Origin of the sequence: Pseudomonas sp. Yb2C2 (assembly GCF_052112325.1) — a bacterium.
Lineage (GTDB): Bacteria > Pseudomonadota > Gammaproteobacteria > Pseudomonadales > Pseudomonadaceae > Aquipseudomonas > Aquipseudomonas marginalis.
Window position 1 is genome coordinate 23073 of sequence record NZ_JAVAJK010000021.1, and the last position, 17430, is coordinate 40502.

15 protein-coding genes are annotated in these 17430 nt (G+C 62.0%); 10 read left to right on the top strand and 5 right to left on the bottom strand.

The window, feature by feature from the left end; genetic code table 11:
• Nucleotides 1-168 precede the first annotated feature (168 nt).
• The 5 genes from Q8X51_RS24845 to Q8X51_RS24865 all read left to right on the top strand — a co-directional run bounded on the left by Q8X51_RS24845 (nucleotide 169) and on the right by Q8X51_RS24865 (nucleotide 6736).
• Nucleotides 169-3666 carry a response regulator gene (locus Q8X51_RS24845; protein ID WP_065927514.1) on the top strand — a complete coding sequence of 1166 codons (3498 nt, stop codon included), beginning with the start codon at nucleotides 169-171 and terminating at the stop codon, nucleotides 3664-3666.
• Nucleotides 3667-4497 carry a CheR family methyltransferase gene (locus Q8X51_RS24850; protein WP_176719685.1) on the top strand — a complete coding sequence of 277 codons (831 nt, stop codon included), beginning with the start codon at nucleotides 3667-3669 and terminating at the stop codon, nucleotides 4495-4497.
• Nucleotides 4494-5093 (top strand): chemotaxis protein CheB, encoded by a 600-nt coding sequence (locus Q8X51_RS24855; protein WP_065946981.1) that lies wholly within the window; start codon nucleotides 4494-4496, stop codon nucleotides 5091-5093. Before Q8X51_RS24850 ends, Q8X51_RS24855 begins: the two co-directional genes overlap by 4 nt.
• On the top strand, nucleotides 5087-6280 hold the full coding sequence (locus Q8X51_RS24860; RefSeq protein ID WP_065927516.1) for a hybrid sensor histidine kinase/response regulator: 1194 nt from the start codon (nucleotides 5087-5089) through the stop codon (nucleotides 6278-6280). The genes Q8X51_RS24855 and Q8X51_RS24860 overlap by 7 nt, the downstream gene beginning before the upstream one ends.
• Before the next feature lie 78 nt (nucleotides 6281-6358).
• On the top strand, nucleotides 6359-6736 hold the full coding sequence (locus Q8X51_RS24865) for a response regulator (protein WP_057703059.1): 378 nt from the start codon (nucleotides 6359-6361) through the stop codon (nucleotides 6734-6736).
• Between the two features lie 62 nt (nucleotides 6737-6798).
• On the opposite strand, the gene Q8X51_RS24870 is transcribed toward Q8X51_RS24865, so the two are convergent.
• The 4 genes from Q8X51_RS24870 to Q8X51_RS24885 all read right to left on the bottom strand — a co-directional run bounded on the left by Q8X51_RS24870 (nucleotide 6799) and on the right by Q8X51_RS24885 (nucleotide 12103).
• Nucleotides 6799-8469, bottom strand: coding sequence for a response regulator (locus Q8X51_RS24870; protein ID WP_407694210.1), 1671 nt, complete (start codon nucleotides 8467-8469; stop codon nucleotides 6799-6801).
• A complete protein-coding gene (locus Q8X51_RS24875) occupies nucleotides 8466-9968 on the bottom strand; it encodes an ATPase domain-containing protein (protein ID WP_027605874.1) in 1503 nt (500 codons plus the stop codon). Before Q8X51_RS24875 ends, Q8X51_RS24870 begins: the two co-directional genes overlap by 4 nt.
• 111 nt (nucleotides 9969-10079) lie before the next feature.
• On the bottom strand, nucleotides 10080-11138 hold the full coding sequence (locus Q8X51_RS24880; RefSeq protein WP_065927518.1) for a tetratricopeptide repeat protein: 1059 nt from the start codon (nucleotides 11136-11138) through the stop codon (nucleotides 10080-10082).
• A 71-nt stretch (nucleotides 11139-11209) separates the two neighbouring features.
• Nucleotides 11210-12103, bottom strand: a complete 894-nt coding sequence (locus Q8X51_RS24885) for a bestrophin family protein (protein ID WP_330216391.1) — start codon at nucleotides 12101-12103, stop codon at nucleotides 11210-11212.
• A 45-nt stretch (nucleotides 12104-12148) separates the two neighbouring features.
• Between Q8X51_RS24885 and Q8X51_RS24890 the strand changes: the two genes are divergently transcribed.
• The 5 genes from Q8X51_RS24890 to Q8X51_RS24910 are packed head-to-tail and all read left to right on the top strand — an operon-like array spanning nucleotide 12149 to nucleotide 16193.
• A complete protein-coding gene (locus tag Q8X51_RS24890; RefSeq protein ID WP_159440246.1) occupies nucleotides 12149-12304 on the top strand; it encodes a hypothetical protein in 156 nt (51 codons plus the stop codon).
• The gene (locus tag Q8X51_RS24895) at nucleotides 12304-13071 is read left to right on the top strand and encodes an SDR family NAD(P)-dependent oxidoreductase (RefSeq protein WP_065927520.1); all 768 of its coding nucleotides are present in this window, start codon (nucleotides 12304-12306) and stop codon (nucleotides 13069-13071) included. The genes Q8X51_RS24890 and Q8X51_RS24895 overlap by 1 nt, the downstream gene beginning before the upstream one ends.
• Nucleotides 13072-13083: 12 nt before the next feature.
• Nucleotides 13084-14268 carry an acetyl-CoA C-acyltransferase gene (locus Q8X51_RS24900; RefSeq protein ID WP_137212311.1) on the top strand — a complete coding sequence of 395 codons (1185 nt, stop codon included), beginning with the start codon at nucleotides 13084-13086 and terminating at the stop codon, nucleotides 14266-14268.
• A gap of 12 nt (nucleotides 14269-14280) precedes the next feature.
• Nucleotides 14281-15408, top strand: coding sequence for an acyl-CoA dehydrogenase (locus Q8X51_RS24905; protein WP_407694211.1), 1128 nt, complete (start codon nucleotides 14281-14283; stop codon nucleotides 15406-15408).
• 11 nt (nucleotides 15409-15419) lie between these two features.
• Nucleotides 15420-16193 (top strand): enoyl-CoA hydratase, encoded by a 774-nt coding sequence (locus Q8X51_RS24910; RefSeq protein ID WP_407694212.1) that lies wholly within the window; start codon nucleotides 15420-15422, stop codon nucleotides 16191-16193.
• A gap of 83 nt (nucleotides 16194-16276) precedes the next feature.
• Here Q8X51_RS24910 and Q8X51_RS24915 read toward each other — a convergent pair whose 3' ends face one another.
• Complete coding sequence (locus Q8X51_RS24915) at nucleotides 16277-17428, bottom strand: acyl-CoA dehydrogenase family protein (RefSeq protein WP_074846809.1); 1152 nt, start codon at nucleotides 17426-17428, stop codon at nucleotides 16277-16279.
• Nucleotides 17429-17430: the final 2 nt, after the last annotated feature.

Genomic DNA, 17430 nt, shown 5'->3' on the forward strand with positions numbered 1-17430 from the left:
TGAGTGTCGGGAGCGCACAAAGGTGTTCCTCCGGCATTGGTTCCATAAATGTCGGGCATCGGCGGTGGCAAGTTTGGGATGTGAATATGTTTCGCGTCAGAAACGTAGCCCTCTACCGGCACTTTGGGGCAAACTCCCGGTTTTTCCCTATTTGGCCAAGGCATGCCCATGACTCCCGCGTCGTCCGTCGATGAAAAGAGCTTTCGTACACTGCTCAGCCGAAACGTGGCATTGCCCCTGGGTGTGGGCGTGCTCAGCGCGGTGTTTTTCGTCTGTCTGATCACCTATTTGCTCGCGGTGATCCAGTGGGTGGAACACACGGACCGGGTCATCAACAACCTCAACGAGTCGTCCAAGCTGACCGTCGATCTTGAAACCGGCATGCGTGGTTTCCTGATCACCGGGGACGAGCACTTCCTCGACCCGTACGAAGTGGCCAAGCCGCGCATCATTGCCGACCTGCGTAACTTGCAGGAGCTGGTGGCGGACAACCCGCAACAGGTGGACCGCCTGAAACGCCTGGAAGCCCTGCAAGCCGAATGGAACAAATACGCCCAGTCGATGATCGACCTGCAGCGCGAAAGCGGTGACTACCGCAACGCCGTCAAGTCCGGCCGGGGCAAGCGCCTGACCGACGAAATTCGCAAGGAATACGAGGACGCGGTGGCGATGGAGCAGCAGTTCCGGATCACTCGCAACGAACAAGTCACGCGCACCACGGTGATCAGCGTCACCCTCTATCTGTTGTTCGTTCTCGGCCTGAGCGGGATCCTGGCGTATATCGGTAGAAAAAATTTACTTTCCCTGTCAGATAGTTACAGCGCAAACCTCGCGTCACAACAGAAGATCGCGCAGCGCCTGGAGCGACAGGCATGGCTGCGTAACGGCCAGACCGAACTGGCCGAACAAGTGCTCGGCCAACTCACCCTGAACATGCTCGGACGCAATATCCTGCAGTTCTTTGCCCAGTACATGGGCTCGGCGGTGGCGGCGCTGTATGTCCGCGAAGAGCACGGCGGCCTCAAGCGCGTGGCCACCTATGGTTTCTCCCGCGAGCAGGAACAGCTGGAGCAGTCGATCTACAGCGATGAGGGCATCGTCGGGCAGGCCGCCCAGCTCGATCGCCTGATTCGCCTGGACGACGTGCCGGTGGACTACTTCAAGGTCAGCTCCGGCCTGGGGGAAGGCTCGACCCGCAGCGTGCTGGTGGTTCCCACCAGCGATGACGACCGTGTCAACGGTGTGATCGAACTGGGCTTTTTGCGCCCGCTGGAGGAGCGCGACGTCGAACTGCTGGAGCTGATCGCCGGCAATATCGGCACCTCCATCGAAGCCGCCCGTTATCGCCAACGCCTGCAGGAAGTGCTGGCCGAAACCCAGCAGCTCAACGAAGAACTGCAGGTCCAGCAGGAAGAACTCAAGACCGCCAACGAAGAACTCGAAGAACAGTCGCGCATTCTCAAGGAGTCTCAGGCTCACCTGGAAACCCAGCAGGCAGAGCTGGAGCAGACCAACGAGCAACTGGCCGAACAGACCCAGACCCTGGCCGAACAGCGCGACGCCATGGACCGCAAGAACGTCGAACTCAACCAGGCCCAGCTGGAGCTGGAAGATCGCGCCGATGAATTGCAGCGCTCCAGCAAGTACAAGTCCGAATTCCTCGCCAATATGTCCCACGAACTGCGCACGCCGCTGAACAGTTCGTTGATCCTGGCCAAGTTGCTGGCGGAAAACCCCCAGGAAAACCTCAGCGCCGAACAGGTCAAGTTTGCCGAGTCGATCTATTCGGCGGGCAATGACCTGCTCAACCTGATCAACGACATCCTGGATATTTCCAAGGTGGAAGCCGGCAAGTTGGAAGTGCGGCCGGAAAATTCAAGCGTCACGCGCCTGGTCGATGGCCTGCGCGGGATGTTCGAGCCGTTGGCCGCCGACCGTAAGCTGGGGTTTCAGGTACAGGTGCAGGCCGATGCACCGATCATGCTGTTCACCGACCGCCAGCGCCTGGAGCAGATCCTCAAGAACCTGCTCTCCAACGCGATCAAGTTCACCGAGCAAGGCGAGGTCAGCCTGTCGGTGTCCCGCGCGCCGGGGGAAGGCATCGCCTTTACCGTGCGCGATTCGGGCATCGGGATTGCCCCGGACCAGCAGGAAAGCATCTTCGAGGCGTTCCGCCAGGCCGATGGCACCACCAACCGCCGTTACGGCGGCACTGGCCTGGGCCTGTCGATTTCCCGCGACCTGGCCGCGTTGCTTGGCGGCTATATCAGCGTGACCAGTGAGCCCGGCAAAGGCAGCACCTTCACCCTGGTGTTGCCGGAGCAGTATGTCGAACGCGAGGAAGATGCCGCGCCAATCGAGCCGCCGCGCCAGGTGATTACCGCACCCGCACCCACGCCCATCGCAATTTCGCCGCTGCCGGTGGCCGATACCAGGCAGATCCCGCGCTTCGCCGATGACCGCGACAAGGCGCCGTTCACCACCCGCTGCATCCTGGTGGTGGAGGACGAACCGAACTTTGCCCGCATCCTGTTCGACCTAGCCCATGAGCTGGGTTACCAGTGCCTGGTGGCCCACGGTGCGGACGAGGGCTACAGCCTGGCCGAGGAGTACATTCCCGATGCGATCCTGCTGGACATGCGCCTGCCGGACCATTCCGGGCTCACCGTGCTGCAACGCCTCAAGGAGCACGCCAACACGCGCCATATCCCGGTGCACGTGATTTCCGTGGAGGACCGTGTCGAAGCCGCCATGCATATGGGCGCCATCGGCTATGCGGTAAAACCGACGACGCGCGAAGAGCTCAAGGACGTGTTTGCGCGCCTTGAGGCCAAGCTGACCCAGAAGGTCAAGCGCGTACTGCTGGTGGAGGACGATGACCTGCAGCGCGACAGCATTGCCCGCCTGATCGGCGACGATGACATCGAGATCACCGATGTCGGCTATGCCCAGGCCGCCCTGGAACTGCTGCGCACCAACGTCTATGACTGCATGATCATCGACCTCAAGCTGCCGGACATGCTGGGCAACGAGTTGCTCAAGCGCATGGCCACCGAAGATATCTGCTCGTTCCCGCCGGTGATCGTCTACACCGGGCGCAACCTGACCCGCGATGAAGAGGCCGAACTGCGCAAGTATTCGCGCTCGATCATCATCAAGGGCGCCCGCTCGCCAGAGCGCCTGCTCGATGAAGTCACACTCTTTCTGCACAAAGTCGAATCCCAGCTGTCCCATGACCGCCAGAAGATGCTCAAGACCGCTCGCAGCCGCGATAAGGTCTTCGAAGGGCGCAAGATCCTGTTGGTGGACGACGATGTGCGTAACATCTTCGCCCTGACCAGCGCCCTGGAGCACAAAGGTGCCGTGGTGGTGATCGGGCGTAACGGCCGCGAAGCCATCGAGAGACTCAATGAAGTCGACGATATCGACCTGGTGCTGATGGACGTGATGATGCCGGAGATGGACGGCTACGAGGCCACCGCCTTGATCCGCCAGGACCCGCGCTGGAAGAAACTGCCGATCATCGCGGTGACGGCCAAGGCCATGAAAGACGACCAGGAGCGCTGCCTCGCGGCGGGTTCCAACGACTACCTGGCCAAGCCGATCGACCTGGATCGCCTGTTCTCGCTGATTCGCGTGTGGCTACCGAAGATGGAACGCATTTAAGTGGAGCAACGTTTTTTGGAGAAGAACAGCGATATTGAGCTGCGCCTGTTGATCGAGGCGATTTACCTCAAGTACAGCTACGACTTTCGCGACTACTCCGGCGCGTCGGTCAAACGCCGCGTGGCCCATGCCTTGCGCCAGTTCGACTGCGCCACGATTTCAGCGCTGCAGGAGCGGGTGCTGCACGACCCGGCGGCGTTCATGCAGTTGCTGCAGTTCCTGACGATCCCGGTGAGCGAGATGTTTCGCGACCCGTCGCACTTCCTGGCGATCCGTCAGGAAGTGGTGCCGCTGCTCAAGACCTACCCGTCGATCAAGATCTGGATTGCCGGCTGCAGCACGGGGGAGGAGGTGTACTCCATGGCCATCCTGTTGCGTGAGGAAGGGCTGCTGGAACGCACGATCATCTATGCCACCGACATCAACCCCGCGTCCCTGGATAAAGCCAAGCAAGGCATCTTCTCCCTGGAGAATGTGCGGGCCTACACCGCCAATTATCAGCAGGCCGGGGGGCAGCGATCATTTGCCGACTACTACACGGCGGCTTACGATTACGCGATCTTCGACAAATCGTTGCGGGAGAATGTGACCTTCGCCGACCATAGCCTGGCAACCGACAGTGTATTCTCAGAAACTCAATTAATTTCATGTCGTAACGTGCTGATCTATTTCAATAAAAAATTGCAGGATCGGGCGTTTGGATTGTTTCATGAGTCGCTGTGCCATCGCGGCTTCCTGGTCCTGGGCAGTAAGGAAACCCTGGACTTTTCCGCCTACAGCAAGCAATTCGAACCCTTGGTCAAGCAGGAACGGATCTACCGCAAATCATGAACGACGTTGCCGCCAACCCGATTCGCGGGATTGAAGCCATCGTCGTCGGCGCCTCCGCCGGCGGCGTCGAGGCGTTGCTGAGTATTTTCAGCGAACTGCCCGACACCTTCGGCCTGCCGATCATAGCCGTATTGCACCTGCCGGATGAGCGCCGCAGCCAACTGGCGGAAGTCTTTGCGCGACGCCTGCCAATTCCGGTACGGGAAGGGCAGGACAAGGAAGCGATCCAGGCGGGCACGTTGTATTTCGCCGGGCCTGGTTATCACCTTTCGGTCGAGCATGACCGCAGCCTGTCCCTCAGCCAGGAAGAGCGGGTACACCATTCCCGGCCGGCGATCGACTACCTGTTTGCCTCCGCCGCCGATGCCTATGGCCAGGGCCTGCTGGCGATTTTGTTGACGGGGGCCAACCAGGACGGCGCCCACGGGCTGGCCCATGTCAAGCATTCGGGCGGCACCACGGTGGTCCAGGACCCCAGCGAAGCGCGGATTGCCGTGATGCCGCGGGCGGCCCTGGCCCTGCACACCCCTGACCATATTCTGACCCTGAGCCGCATTGCCGCATTGCTGGCTTCCCTGGAATCCTCCCCATGTTAAGTACTGTCCAGGCCAAACTGCTGATCGTCGACGATCTGCCGGAAAACCTGCTGGCCCTCGAAGCGTTGATCAAGCGCGAGGACCGTCAGGTCTTCAAGGCTTTGAGCGCCGATGAGGCCTTGTCGCTGTTGCTGGAGCACGAGTTCGCCATGGCGATTCTCGATGTGCAGATGCCCGGCATGAACGGGTTCGAACTGGCCGAGCTGATGCGCGGCACCGAGAAAACCAAAAACATTCCGATTGTGTTCGTCAGCGCCGCCGGCCGTGAACTCAATTATGCGTTCAAGGGCTATGAAAGTGGCGCCGTGGACTTCCTGCACAAGCCGCTGGATATCCACGCGGTCAAGAGCAAGGTCAATGTGTTTGTCGACCTGTACCGCCAGAGCAAGGCGATGAAGCAGCAAGTCGAAGCCCTGGAGCGCAGCCGCCGCGAGCAGGAGCTGTTGCTCACGCGCCTGCAGGCCACCCAGGCCGAGCTGGAGCAGGCGGTGCGCATGCGCGACGACTTCATGTCGATCGTCGCCCACGAGGTGCGTACGCCCCTTAACGGCCTGATTCTCGAAACCCAGCTGCGCAAGATGCACCTGGCCCGGGATAACGCCGCCGCGTTCACCCTGGACAAGATGCACGCCATGGTCGACCGCGATGAGCGCCAGATCCAGAGCCTGATCCGCCTGATCGAAGACATGCTCGACGTCTCGCGTATCCGCACCGGCAAACTGTCGATACGCCCGGGGCGCTTCGACCTGGCGCAATTGGTGAGCAACCTGGTGGAGAATTTCGCACCGCAGGTGGCTGCCGCCGAATCGTCGATGCACCTCGCGGCCGAGGGGCCGGTGGTGGGCAACTGGGATGAGTTTCGTATCGAACAGGTGGTCACCAACCTGCTGACCAACGCCCTGCGCTACGGGGCCAAGAGCCCGGTTGAGGTGCGCGTGTATACCGAGCATGGCGAAGCCAGGGTAGAAGTGCGTGACCACGGGATCGGCATCAGCGAAGAGAACCAGAAGCGTATTTTCCAGCAGTTCGAACGTGTGTCAGCCAGCCAGGTTGCCGCGGGACTGGGCCTTGGGTTGTTTATTTCCGAGCAGATCGTAGCCGCCCATGGCGGCACCATCGAGGTCGAGAGCCAGATAGGCGAGGGCGCCTTGTTCCGGGTGTGCCTGCCCCTTGAACCGTCGGCATGAAATCAATCGTCACCCCGACGCAACCTCTACGTGACCCCATGGTCGTAATTGCAGCAATTGACCGGACAAAGGCTTCCCATGAGTGAAGATGCACAAGATGTCGTACTGATCGTCGAGGACGACGAATCCATTATGTTTGTGCTGGGTGAGTACCTGGCCGGCCTGGGGTATCGGGTATTGAAGGCGATCAACGGGGAGCAGGCCTTTGAAATCCTCGCCACCAAGCCGCACTTGGACCTGATGGTCACCGACTACCGTTTGCCCGGTGGGATTTCCGGCGTGCAGATCGCTGAGCCCGCGCTCAAGTTGCGCCCGGAATTGAAAGTGATCTTTATCAGCGGCTACCCGCAGGAGATTCTCGACTGCAACAGCCCGATCACGCGCAATGCGCCGATCCTGGCCAAGCCGTTTGACCTGGATACCTTGCAGGAGCATATACAGCGGTTGTTGGCCTGAAGGGCCAGGTGGTGCATCAGGCTCTTCCTGAGCCTGAATGACACTGCTTGGCTAATGGCCATTTACACCCGAATCATCTCCCGCACCTTCGCCGTCAACAAATCAAAGGTAAATGGCTTGGTGATCAACTGCATCCCCGGATCCAGGAACCCACCACGCACCGCCGCATGCTCGGCATATCCGGTAATGAACAGCACCTTCAGGTCCGGACGAACCTGCCGGCCTATCTCTGCCAGTTGGCGTCCATTCATGCCGGGCAAGCCGACGTCGCTGATCATCAGGTCAATGCGCTGGCTGGATTCGATAATCGGCAGTGCGCCATCGGCATCGCCCGCTTCGACAAAGGCGTAGCCCAGCTCACTCAATACCTGGCTGACCAGCACGCGCACCGCCGGGTCGTCCTCGACGATCAGCACGGTTTCCCCGCTGTTGGCGATCGGCAACAGGGCAGGGTCCACGGTCACATCGGGGGTGATTTCGCCGACGAAACGCGGCAGGAACAGGCTCACCGTGGTGCCTTTGCCTACCTCGCTGTGGAGGGTTACATGGCCGCGCGACTGGCGCGCGAAACCGTAGATCATCGACAAGCCCAGGCCGGTGCCCTGGCCAATGGGCTTGGTGGTAAAGAAGGGGTCGAATACCCGGCCCATGAGGCTTTCCGGAATACCGCAGCCGGTGTCGCTGACGCTCAATTCCACGTAGTCGCCGGGTTTGAGCGTGCCGTAGGCGGCCGTGAAGACGCTATCGAGGTGGCGGTTACAGGTTTCGACAACCAGGCGGCCCCCACTCGGCATGGCATCCCGGGCGTTGAGCGCCAGGTTGAGCAGGGCACTTTCCAGTTGATTGGGGTCGGCCTCGGCGGTCCACAACTGAGTGTCCAGGTGCATGTCCAAGGCGATGCTTTCGTTGAGGCTGCGTTGCAGCAACTCGCCCATGGAGGTCACCAGCTGGTTGATCTGTACCGGCTTGGAGTCCAGCGACTGGCGCCGCGAGAACGCCAGCAGGCGGTGGGTGAGGCCGGCGGCACGGTTGGCGGAGGTCACGCCGAGGTCGATCAGGCTGTCCAGATCATCCAGCTTGCCGCGGGACACACGCCTTCTCAGCAGCTCCAGGCTGCCGATAATGCCGGTGAGCATATTGTTGAAGTCGTGGGCGATACCGCCGGTCAACTGGCCGACGGCTTCCATCTTCTGGGATTGGCGCAAGGCTTCTTCGTTGCTGCGCAACTGCGCCGTGCGTTCTTCGACTTGCTGCTCCAGGGTCTCAAGGGTGCGCTGCAGGCGCAGTTCGCTCTCGCTCAGGTCGATCAACCTGTCCCGTGCTTCATATTGCCGACGCCGTCCACGCAGGGCCGCGCTCACCAGGCTGATCAAGGTCACGGGGTGGAAGGGGCGCTCCAGGAACGTCACGTTGCCCAGCAGGCCGCTGAGGTGGGATGAACCGTTCTGCTCGCTGCCGCCGTGATGGGTCATCAGCACGATGGGCAGGTCGGACCAGGCGGGCTGCTGGTGAAGGTATTCCAGCAGGGGCTCCAGGTCCGCGCCGCGCAAGGCTTCGGCTGCGATGATAAGCATCCCGGCGCCTTGCTCCACGGCCTCGCACAATGCGGGCAGGCTGCTGGCAACCATGCCGGTGTAGCCGGCTTCCTTGAGCATCATCAGCGCCAACGAACCATCACGGCCCATGGGCGCCAGGACGATTGCGCGTTCGGATACGGGTGAAATGGTGGTCACACGCCCTCATCCTTGAGCAAAGGCGAACCGGCGCCCATGTAGGTCGGGATACCGCGCAAAACCCCTTGGAAATTGTCCAGCGGTTCTCCGACGGTCATGCCACGGCTGCTGATACGGTATTCACGGATAGTCGACTCGTGGGCGCCGGTGCGTTTCTTGATAATCGAGATGGCGCGGCGCACCTTGCCCAACGCCTCGAAATAACGCAGCAGAATCACGGTGTCGGCCAGGTAAGTGATGTCGACAGGAGCCTGCATGTCGCCGACCAGTCCATGTTGCGCGACGGTCATGAACGTCGCCGCGCCACGGCGGTTGAGGTACAGCAGCAGTTCATGCATATGCAGGATCAGCGCGTTTTCTTCCGGCATTGCCGCCTGGTAGCCATTGATACTGTCGATGACCACCGTCTTGATCCCGCGCTCGTCCACGCAACGACGCACGCGGTGGGAAAACTCGCCGGGGGACAACTCGGCCGCGTCCACCTGTTCGATCAGCAGGTTGCCGGTGGCCTGCAGGGCGGCGAGGTCGATGCCCATATTGTTCATGCGCTCGAACAGCAGGCCCAGTTCTTCATCGAAGATAAACAGCGCGGCCTTTTCGCCACGGCCTACCGCCGCTGCGGCGAAGATCATCGAGATCAGCGATTTGCCGGTACCGGCCGGGCCGAGAATCAGGCTGCTGGAGCCGGTCTCGACGCCGCCGCCCATCAGGGCATCCAGCTCACGAATGCCGCTGCTCAAGGTCTGGCGTATGTAACCGCCACGATGCTCGGCGGCGACCAGGCGCGGAAAGACGTGAATGCCATCGTGCATGATGGTGAAGTCGTGAAACCCACCCCGATATTTCTGCCCGCGATATTTCACCACCCGCACGCGACGGCGTTCGGCGCCGTAGTTGGGGGTCAGTTCTTCCAGGCGAATCACCCCGTGGGCCACGCTGTGCACGGTTTTGTCGAGGGATTCGGTGGTCAGGTCGTCGAGCAGCAGCACGGTGGCGTCGTAGCGCACGAAGTAATGCTTGATCGCCAGGATCTGGCGGCGATAGCGCAGCGAGCTTTGCGCGAGCAGGCGGATTTCCGAGAGGCTGTCGATGACCACTCGGGTCGGCTTGACCCGCTCCACCACTTCGAAGATCTGCCGGGTTGCTTCGCCCAGCTCCAGGTCCGAAGAGTACAGCAGGCTCTGCTGATGCTCGGCATCCAGCAGGCTCTCCGGCGGGGTCAGTTCGAAGATATGAATATTGTCGTCCAGGTCCCAACCGTGGGACTCGGCGCCCTGGCGCAACTCACGCTCGGTTTCGGACAGTGTGATGTAGAGCGTTCGCTCACCCGCTTTCGCCCCGGCCTGCAGGAAGTGCAGGGCGACCGTGGTTTTACCGGTGCCAGGTTCACCTTCCAGCAGGAACAGGTGGCTGCGCGATAGCCCTCCGGCAAGAATGTCGTCGAGACCTTCGATGCCGATGGCTGCTTTTTCGGTTAACAACGCTTTGGATGTAGACAAGAAGTGCCCTCAGGTCACATACGAGTAGAGGATGCGCATCCAGGTGGACGCGCCATGTTCTCTTGACCGTAGCGCTTTGTGGCGGTTCAAACTGATGCGCGATTATTGTGCCTACAGGCCTTGCTGCAGTGCCGGATCGTCAGGGTTTTGCTGTTCCAGCTGGGCGAGCAGCACCTGCACATTCTGCAATTGGCCGCTTTCTTTCCAATAATTGACCAACAGCACCCGGGCCTTGCGATTGGCCGGGTGGCGCTGGACGATTTCCTCCAACTGGCGCTGGGCCGCTTCCAATTCCTGCTGGGCATGCAGGGTGGTAGCGAGGTCGTAGCGGTAATCCTGATTGTCCGGCTCCAGCTCCACGGCCTTGGACAGGCCGAGCAACGCATAGGGGCGCTCGCCATGGTGCAGCAGCCACATACCCAGGGCATGTTGCAGGTAGGCCGACTCAGGGTGCGCCGCCAATTGCCGGGCCAGCAATTGGCGGGACTCATCGGTCTTGCCCTGTTTATCCAGCAACTCGATCTGCGCGACCACCGCTTGCAGGTTGTCCGGCTGCAAGCGCATGGCCTGTTCCAAGGCGTTTTGCGCTTCCGGCAGCAGGGCGCTGTGGATGTACAGGCGCGCCAGTTGAATCCAGCCTTCGGCCGTTTCCGGCTGGGCCTTGAGCTTTTTCACGAACTCGTCCAATACCTGCTGCAATGGCCCGAAGTACAGGCCCAAGGTGTCGGGCGACAGGCCGAGCAGGGCATTGGCGGCGGCAAAGCGTACGCTTTGTTCGGGATCATCGAGCACCGGGCCCAGCAGCAGGGTGCGCTGGCCGCTGGGCACCAGGCCGACAATGCTGTGGATGGCCGCTTCGCGCACCAACGCGGAGTCGCTGGTGAGGTCTTTATCGGCGAGCTTCAAGGCCTGGGGGCTGGGGTAGTTGGGCAATTCGGCATGCAGCGCGGCGCGGCGTTCGGGTGACAGGTCCGGCCGGCCCAGTTGCTGATACAGCACGCGCGCGGCGCCCGGCTCGCCGTTATGCGCCTGTTTCAAGGCTTTTGAGTAACCGTGGGCAATGGCAGGAGGCACGGCCACCTGGGCGGTGCGGGAGAAATACCAGGTGATCAGCACAATCAACAACAGGGCGCACAGGCCGACGATGGCGTAACGGCGTGACTTTGACATGCAGGCGTCCGAAAAGCTGAAGAAGCAAAGCCGCAAGCTTCGGCCAGACCACGGCAGGTGTCAAACCCGCGTCAGGTCAGCACGTATTCCACTGGCTCCAGGGCCGGCGGCAGGTCGGTTTCGCCGAGGGCGGCGAGCAGCTCACGCTCCAGGGTGCGCAGGATCGCATTGCAGGGCAGGTCGTTTTCGTCAAAGCCGAAAGGGTCTTCCAGGTCGTCGCCGATCTCATCGAGGCCGAAGAAGGTGTAGCTGACAATGGCGGTAAACACCGGCGTCAGCCAGCCCAGGGGTTCGGCCATGGCGAACGGCAAGAGGATGCAGAACAGGTAAATGGTGCGGTGCAGCAGCAAGGTGTAGGGGAAGGGCAGCGGCGTGCTTTTGATTCGCTCGCACGCGGCCTGTACCTGGCTGAGGCTGACCAGACGGGTTTCCAACTGGGTGTAACGCCATTCGCTGAGGGCGCCTTGCTCGGCCAGGGCGGAAAATCCCGCGCCAATCTGTTGCAGCACCCGGTCAGGCAGGTTGGGATGACTCGCTTCCACGCTCGCCCAGGGCTGGATCGCCCGGGCTTCGTCTTCGTGGCGCAAGCGCGCGACCAGCCCGTGGGCGAAGCCGCCCAGGCCCCGCAGCAGGCGCCCACGCTCCGCCGGGTCAGTAAGCAACTGGGTCTCGCGAATCAGCGAGCGCACCTCGATGATCATCTGCCCCAGTTGCTTGCGGCCTTCCCACCAGCGGTCATAGCAGGCGTTATTGCGAAAACTCATGAAGATCGACAGCGACAGCCCGAGCAATGTGAAGGGCGTGGCGTTGACCTTGGAGAAATAGGCCGGGTGCAGGGTTTCCACCAGCACGATCACCGACGCCAGCAGCGTGACCAGCAGGCTGCGCAGGGCGATGCGCTTGGCAATCGAGCCCTTGAGGGAAAACAGGATGCCCAGCAGGTTCGGTTTGGGACGTACGATCATCGCGGGGAGGACTTCTTCGGTGGCGCAGGCCCTCAGGTTAGGAGCTTGCACGACGCACGTCCAATCGCTTGGGCTGACCGGACGATCAGCGCGGTCGACGATTGGCCAAACCAGTCAGCCATGTTGAAGGCTTTGACCATTGCTGCCGTGGCGTTGCAGAGCGACTATTTCGACGATCTCGACCGTTCAAGGAAACAATAATGCAGATTGAGAACAAGGTTTTTCTGGTCAGCGGCGGCGCTTCCGGCCTCGGTGCGGCCACCGCAGATATGCTGGTCGCGGCCGGCGCCAAGGTCATGCTGGTGGATTTGAATGCCGACGCCGTGGCGGCCAAGGCCAGGCAGCTCGGCGACAACGCCCGCAGCGCAGTGGCGGATATCAGCCAGGAGGCCGCAGCCGAAACCGCCGTGCAGGCAACGGTCGCGGCGTTTGGCGGTTTGCACGGCTTGGTCAACTGCGCGGGGGTGGTGCGCGGTGAAAAGATCCTCGGCAAGACTGGCCCCCACGGGCTGGCCAGCTTTGCCCAGGTGATCAACGTCAACCTGATCGGCAGCTTTAACCTGCTGCGCCTGGCGGCAGCGGCCATCGCCGAAACGGAAGCGAACGCCGACGGCGAGCGCGGGGTGATCATCAATACCGCGTCGGTGGCTGCGTTCGACGGGCAGATCGGGCAGGCCGCTTATGCGGCGTCCAAAGGCGCGATAGCCAGCCTGACCTTGCCCGCCGCCCGTGAGCTGGCGCGCTTCGGCATTCGCGTGATGACCATCGCCCCGGGCATTTTCGAAACCCCGATGATGGCCGGCATGACCCCGGAAGTACGCGACTCCCTGGCCGCCGGCGTGCCGTTTCCGCCGCGCCTGGGCAAGCCTGCCGAATACGCCGCGCTGGTGCGGCACATCATTGAAAACAGCATGCTCAATGGCGAGGTGATCCGTCTCGACGGCGCCTTGCGCATGGCGGCCAAGTAAGGAGGATGAGCCATGAATGATCCCATCGTGATTGTCAGCGCCGTGCGCACGCCCATGGGCGGGTTCCAGGGCGACCTCAAGGGCCTGACTGCGCCGCAACTGGGCTCTGCCGCCATCCGTGCGGCGATCGAGCGTGCCGGCATCGCCGCCGACGCCGTGGATGAGGTGTTGTTTGGGTGCGTGCTGCCCGCCGGCCTGGGCCAGGCGCCCGCGCGTCAAGCCGCCTTGGGCGCCGGGTTGGATAAGTCCACGCGTTGCACCACCCTCAACAAGATGTGCGGCTCGGGCATGGAAGCGGCGATCCTCGCCCATGATTCGCTGCTGGCCGGCAGCGTCGACGTGGTGATCGCCGGCGGCATGGAAAGCATGTCCAACGCGCCCTACCTGCTGGACCGCGCCCGCAGCGGCTATCGCATGGGGCACGGGCGGGTCATCGACCACATGTTCCTCGACGGCCTGGAAGATGCGTATGAAAAAGGCCGCCTGATGGGCACCTTTGCCGAGGAGTGCGCGCAGCTCAACGGCTTCAGCCGTGAGGCGCAGGATGCGTTTGCCATCGCGTCGCTGACCCGTGCGCAGGAGGCAATCACCCATGGCAGCTTCGCCGCCGAAATTGTCCCGGTACAGGTCACCGTCGGCAAAGAGCAGAAAACCATCCTGCATGACGAACAACCGCCCAAGGCCAGGCCGGAAAAAATTCCCGGCCTCAAACCGGCGTTCCGCGAAGGCGGCACGGTGACGGCGGCCAATTCCAGCTCGATTTCCGACGGCGCGGCCGCATTGCTGCTGATGCGCGAGTCCGAGGCACAACAGCGGGGGCTCAAACCGTTGGCGGTGATCCATGGGCACGCAGCGTTTGCCGATGAACCGGGGTTGTTTCCGGTGGCGCCGGTGGGCGCGATTCGCAAGCTGATGAGCAAGACCGGCTGGAGCCTCGACGACGTCGATCTGTTTGAAATCAACGAAGCCTTTGCCGTGGTCAGCCTGGTGACCATGAGCAAGCTGGAAATCCCCCACGCCAAGGTCAATGTCCACGGCGGTGCCTGCGCCCTGGGCCACCCGATTGGCGCGTCCGGCGCGCGGATTCTGGTCACCCTGCTCTCGGCCCTGCGCCAGAAAGGCCTCAAGCGGGGCGTCGCGGCCATTTGTATCGGCGGCGGTGAAGCCACGGCCATGGCCGTCGAATGCCTGTATTAAGGACTGAGCCCAATGCTGCCCAATGACGAACAACTGCAGATCAGCGACGCCGCCCGGCAATTTGCCCAGGAGCGGCTTAAACCGTTTGCCGCCGAGTGGGACCGCGAACATCGCTTTCCCAAGGAAGCCATCGGCGAAATGGCCGAACTGGGCTTTTTCGGCATGCTGGTGCCCGAACAGTGGGGCGGGTGCGATACCGGTTACCTGGCCTACGCCATGGCCCTGGAAGAAATCGCCGCCGGTGACGGCGCCTGCTCCACCATCATGAGCGTGCACAACTCGGTGGGCTGCGTGCCGATCCTGAACTTCGGCAACGATCAGCAGAAAGAGCAATTCCTCAAGCCCCTGGCCAGCGGCGCCATGCTCGGTGCTTTCGCCCTGACTGAGCCGCAAGCCGGTTCGGATGCCAGTGGCCTGAAAACCCGTGCACGGCGTGAAGGCGATCATTACGTGCTCAATGGCTGCAAACAGTTCATCACTTCCGGCCAGAATGCCGGGGTGGTGATTGTGTTCGCGGTGACCGACCCGGCAGCGGGCAAGCGTGGCATCAGCGCGTTTATCGTGCCCACCGATTCGCCGGGCTACAGCGTGGCGCGGGTCGAGGACAAGCTCGGCCAGCATGCCTCCGATACCTGCCAGATCCTGTTCGAGGATGTAAAGGTGCCAGTGGCCAACCGTCTTGGGGAGGAGGGCGAGGGCTACAGGATCGCCCTGGCCAACCTTGAAGGCGGTCGCGTCGGCATCGCCTCGCAATCGGTGGGCATGGCCCGCGCCGCTTTCGAGGCTGCACGCGACTACGCCCGAGAGCGCGAAAGCTTCGGCAAACCGATCATTGAACACCAGGCCGTGGCCTTTCGCCTGGCGGACATGGCCACGCAAATCGCCGTGGCACGGCAGATGGTGCACTACGCCGCCGCCCTGCGGGACAGCGGCAAGCCGGCGTTGGTCGAAGCTTCCATGGCCAAGCTGTTCGCCTCGGAAATGGCTGAGAAAGTCTGTTCCGCCGCCTTGCAAACCCTCGGCGGTTACGGTTACCTGAGCGACTTCCCCGTGGAGCGGATCTACCGCGATGTGCGGGTCTGCCAGATTTACGAAGGCACCAGCGATATTCAACGCATGGTCATCTCACGCAATCTCTAAGGAGCCGATACATGAGTTACGACACCATTTTGCTCGAAGTCCAGGGCCGCGTCGGGTTGATTACCCTCAATCGTCCCCAAGCCCTGAACGCCCTGAATGCGCAGTTGGTCAGCGAGTTGAACCAGGCGCTGGATGGCCTGGAGGCCAACCCGGAAATCGGCTGCATCGTGCTGGCCGGCTCGAAAAAAGCCTTCGCCGCCGGCGCCGACATCAAGGAAATGGCCGAGCTGACCTACCCGCAGATCTACCTCGACGACCTGTTCAGTGACAGCGACCGCATCGCCAACCGTCGCAAGCCGATCATCGCCGCGGTCAACGGCTTCGCCCTCGGCGGTGGCTGCGAACTGGCGCTGATGTGCGACTTTATCCTGGCCGGTGACGGCGCCAAGTTCGGTCAGCCGGAAATCAACCTCGGCGTGCTGCCGGGCATGGGCGGCACCCAGCGCCTGACCCGCGCGGTGGGCAAGGCCAAGGCCATGGAAATGTGCCTGACCGGACGGTTTATCGATGCGGTGGAAGCCGAGCGCTGCGGGATTGTCGCGCGCATCGTGCCCGCCGATGAACTGCTCGACGAGGCGCTGAAGGTCGCCACGCTGATTGCCGGCAAATCGGTGCCGATCAGCATGATGGTCAAGGAAAGTGTGAACCGTGCGTTTGAAGTGAGCCTGTCGGAAGGCGTGCGCTTTGAGCGCCGGGTGTTCCATGCCGCGTTCGCCACGCAGGATCAGAAGGAAGGCATGGCGGCGTTTGTGGCCAAGCGTGAGCCTGAGTTCAAGGATAAGTAGCCGTTGCCAGCTGTATAGCTGCAAGCTGCAAGTAATCGCCAATGCGCTTTTACTTGAAGCTTGCAGCTTAAGACTTGCAGCTCCTACAGCTGGTAGTTTTTGAGTTCCCGGGCAATCACCATCCGCTGTATCTCGCTGGTCCCTTCGTAAATCTGCGTGATCCGCGCGTCCCGGTAGTAACGCTCCACCGGGTAATCCTCCAAATATCCATAGCCGCCATGAATCTGCATTGCGCTGGAACAGACCTTCTCGGCCATTTCCGAGGCGAACAGCTTGGCCTGGGACGCTTCCGAGAGGCACGGCTTGCCGGCGCTGCGCAGGCGCGCCGCGTGCAGGATCAGTAAACGGGCAGCGTTCAGGCGGGTTTGCATGTCTGCCAGCAGGTTGGCCACGCTTTGGTGTTCGATGATCGCCTTGTCGAATTGCACCCGGTCGCGGGCATAGGTCAGCGCCGCCTCGAAGGCCGCACGGGCGATGCCCAAGGCTTGGGCGGCAATGCCGATGCGGCCGCCTTCGAGGTTGGACAGGGCGATGGCCAGGCCTTTGCCGCGCTCGCCGAGCAGGTTGGCCTCGGGCACGCTGCAGTGGTTGAGGGTCACGGCGCAGGTGTCCGAGGCACGAATACCCATCTTGTGTTCGGTACGGTCGACCACAAACCCCGGGGTGTCGGTGGGTACCAGGAACGCGGAAATGCCCTTCTTGCCCAGGTCCGGGTCGGTCACGGCAAATACAATCGCCAGCTTGGCGCGCTTGCCGTTGCTGACGAACTGCTTGGCGCCATTGATCACCCACTGGCCATCGCGCAGTTCGGCGCGGGTGCGCAGGTTGTGGGCCTCGGAGCCGGCCTGGGGTTCGGTCAGGCAGAAGCAACCAATCGCCTGGCCACTGGCGAGTTCGGCCAGCCAGGTATGTTTCTGGGCATCGGTGCCGTAGTTGAGGATTGGCCCGCAACCCACTGAATTATGGATACTCATCAGTGCGCCGGTGGCGCCATCGCCGGCCGAGATCTCTTCCACGGCCAGGGCATACGCCACGTAGTCGACATAGGTGCCGCCCCATTCTTCCGGCACTACCATGCCCAACAGGCCCAGTTCACCCATCTTCGCCACCAGGGCGTCGTCGATCCAGCCGGCTTTTTCCCAGGCTTGGGCATGGGGAGCGATTTCACCACGGGCGAAGTCGCGCGCCATGTCACGGATCATTACCTGTTCTTCAGTGTATTCAATGTCTTGCATGG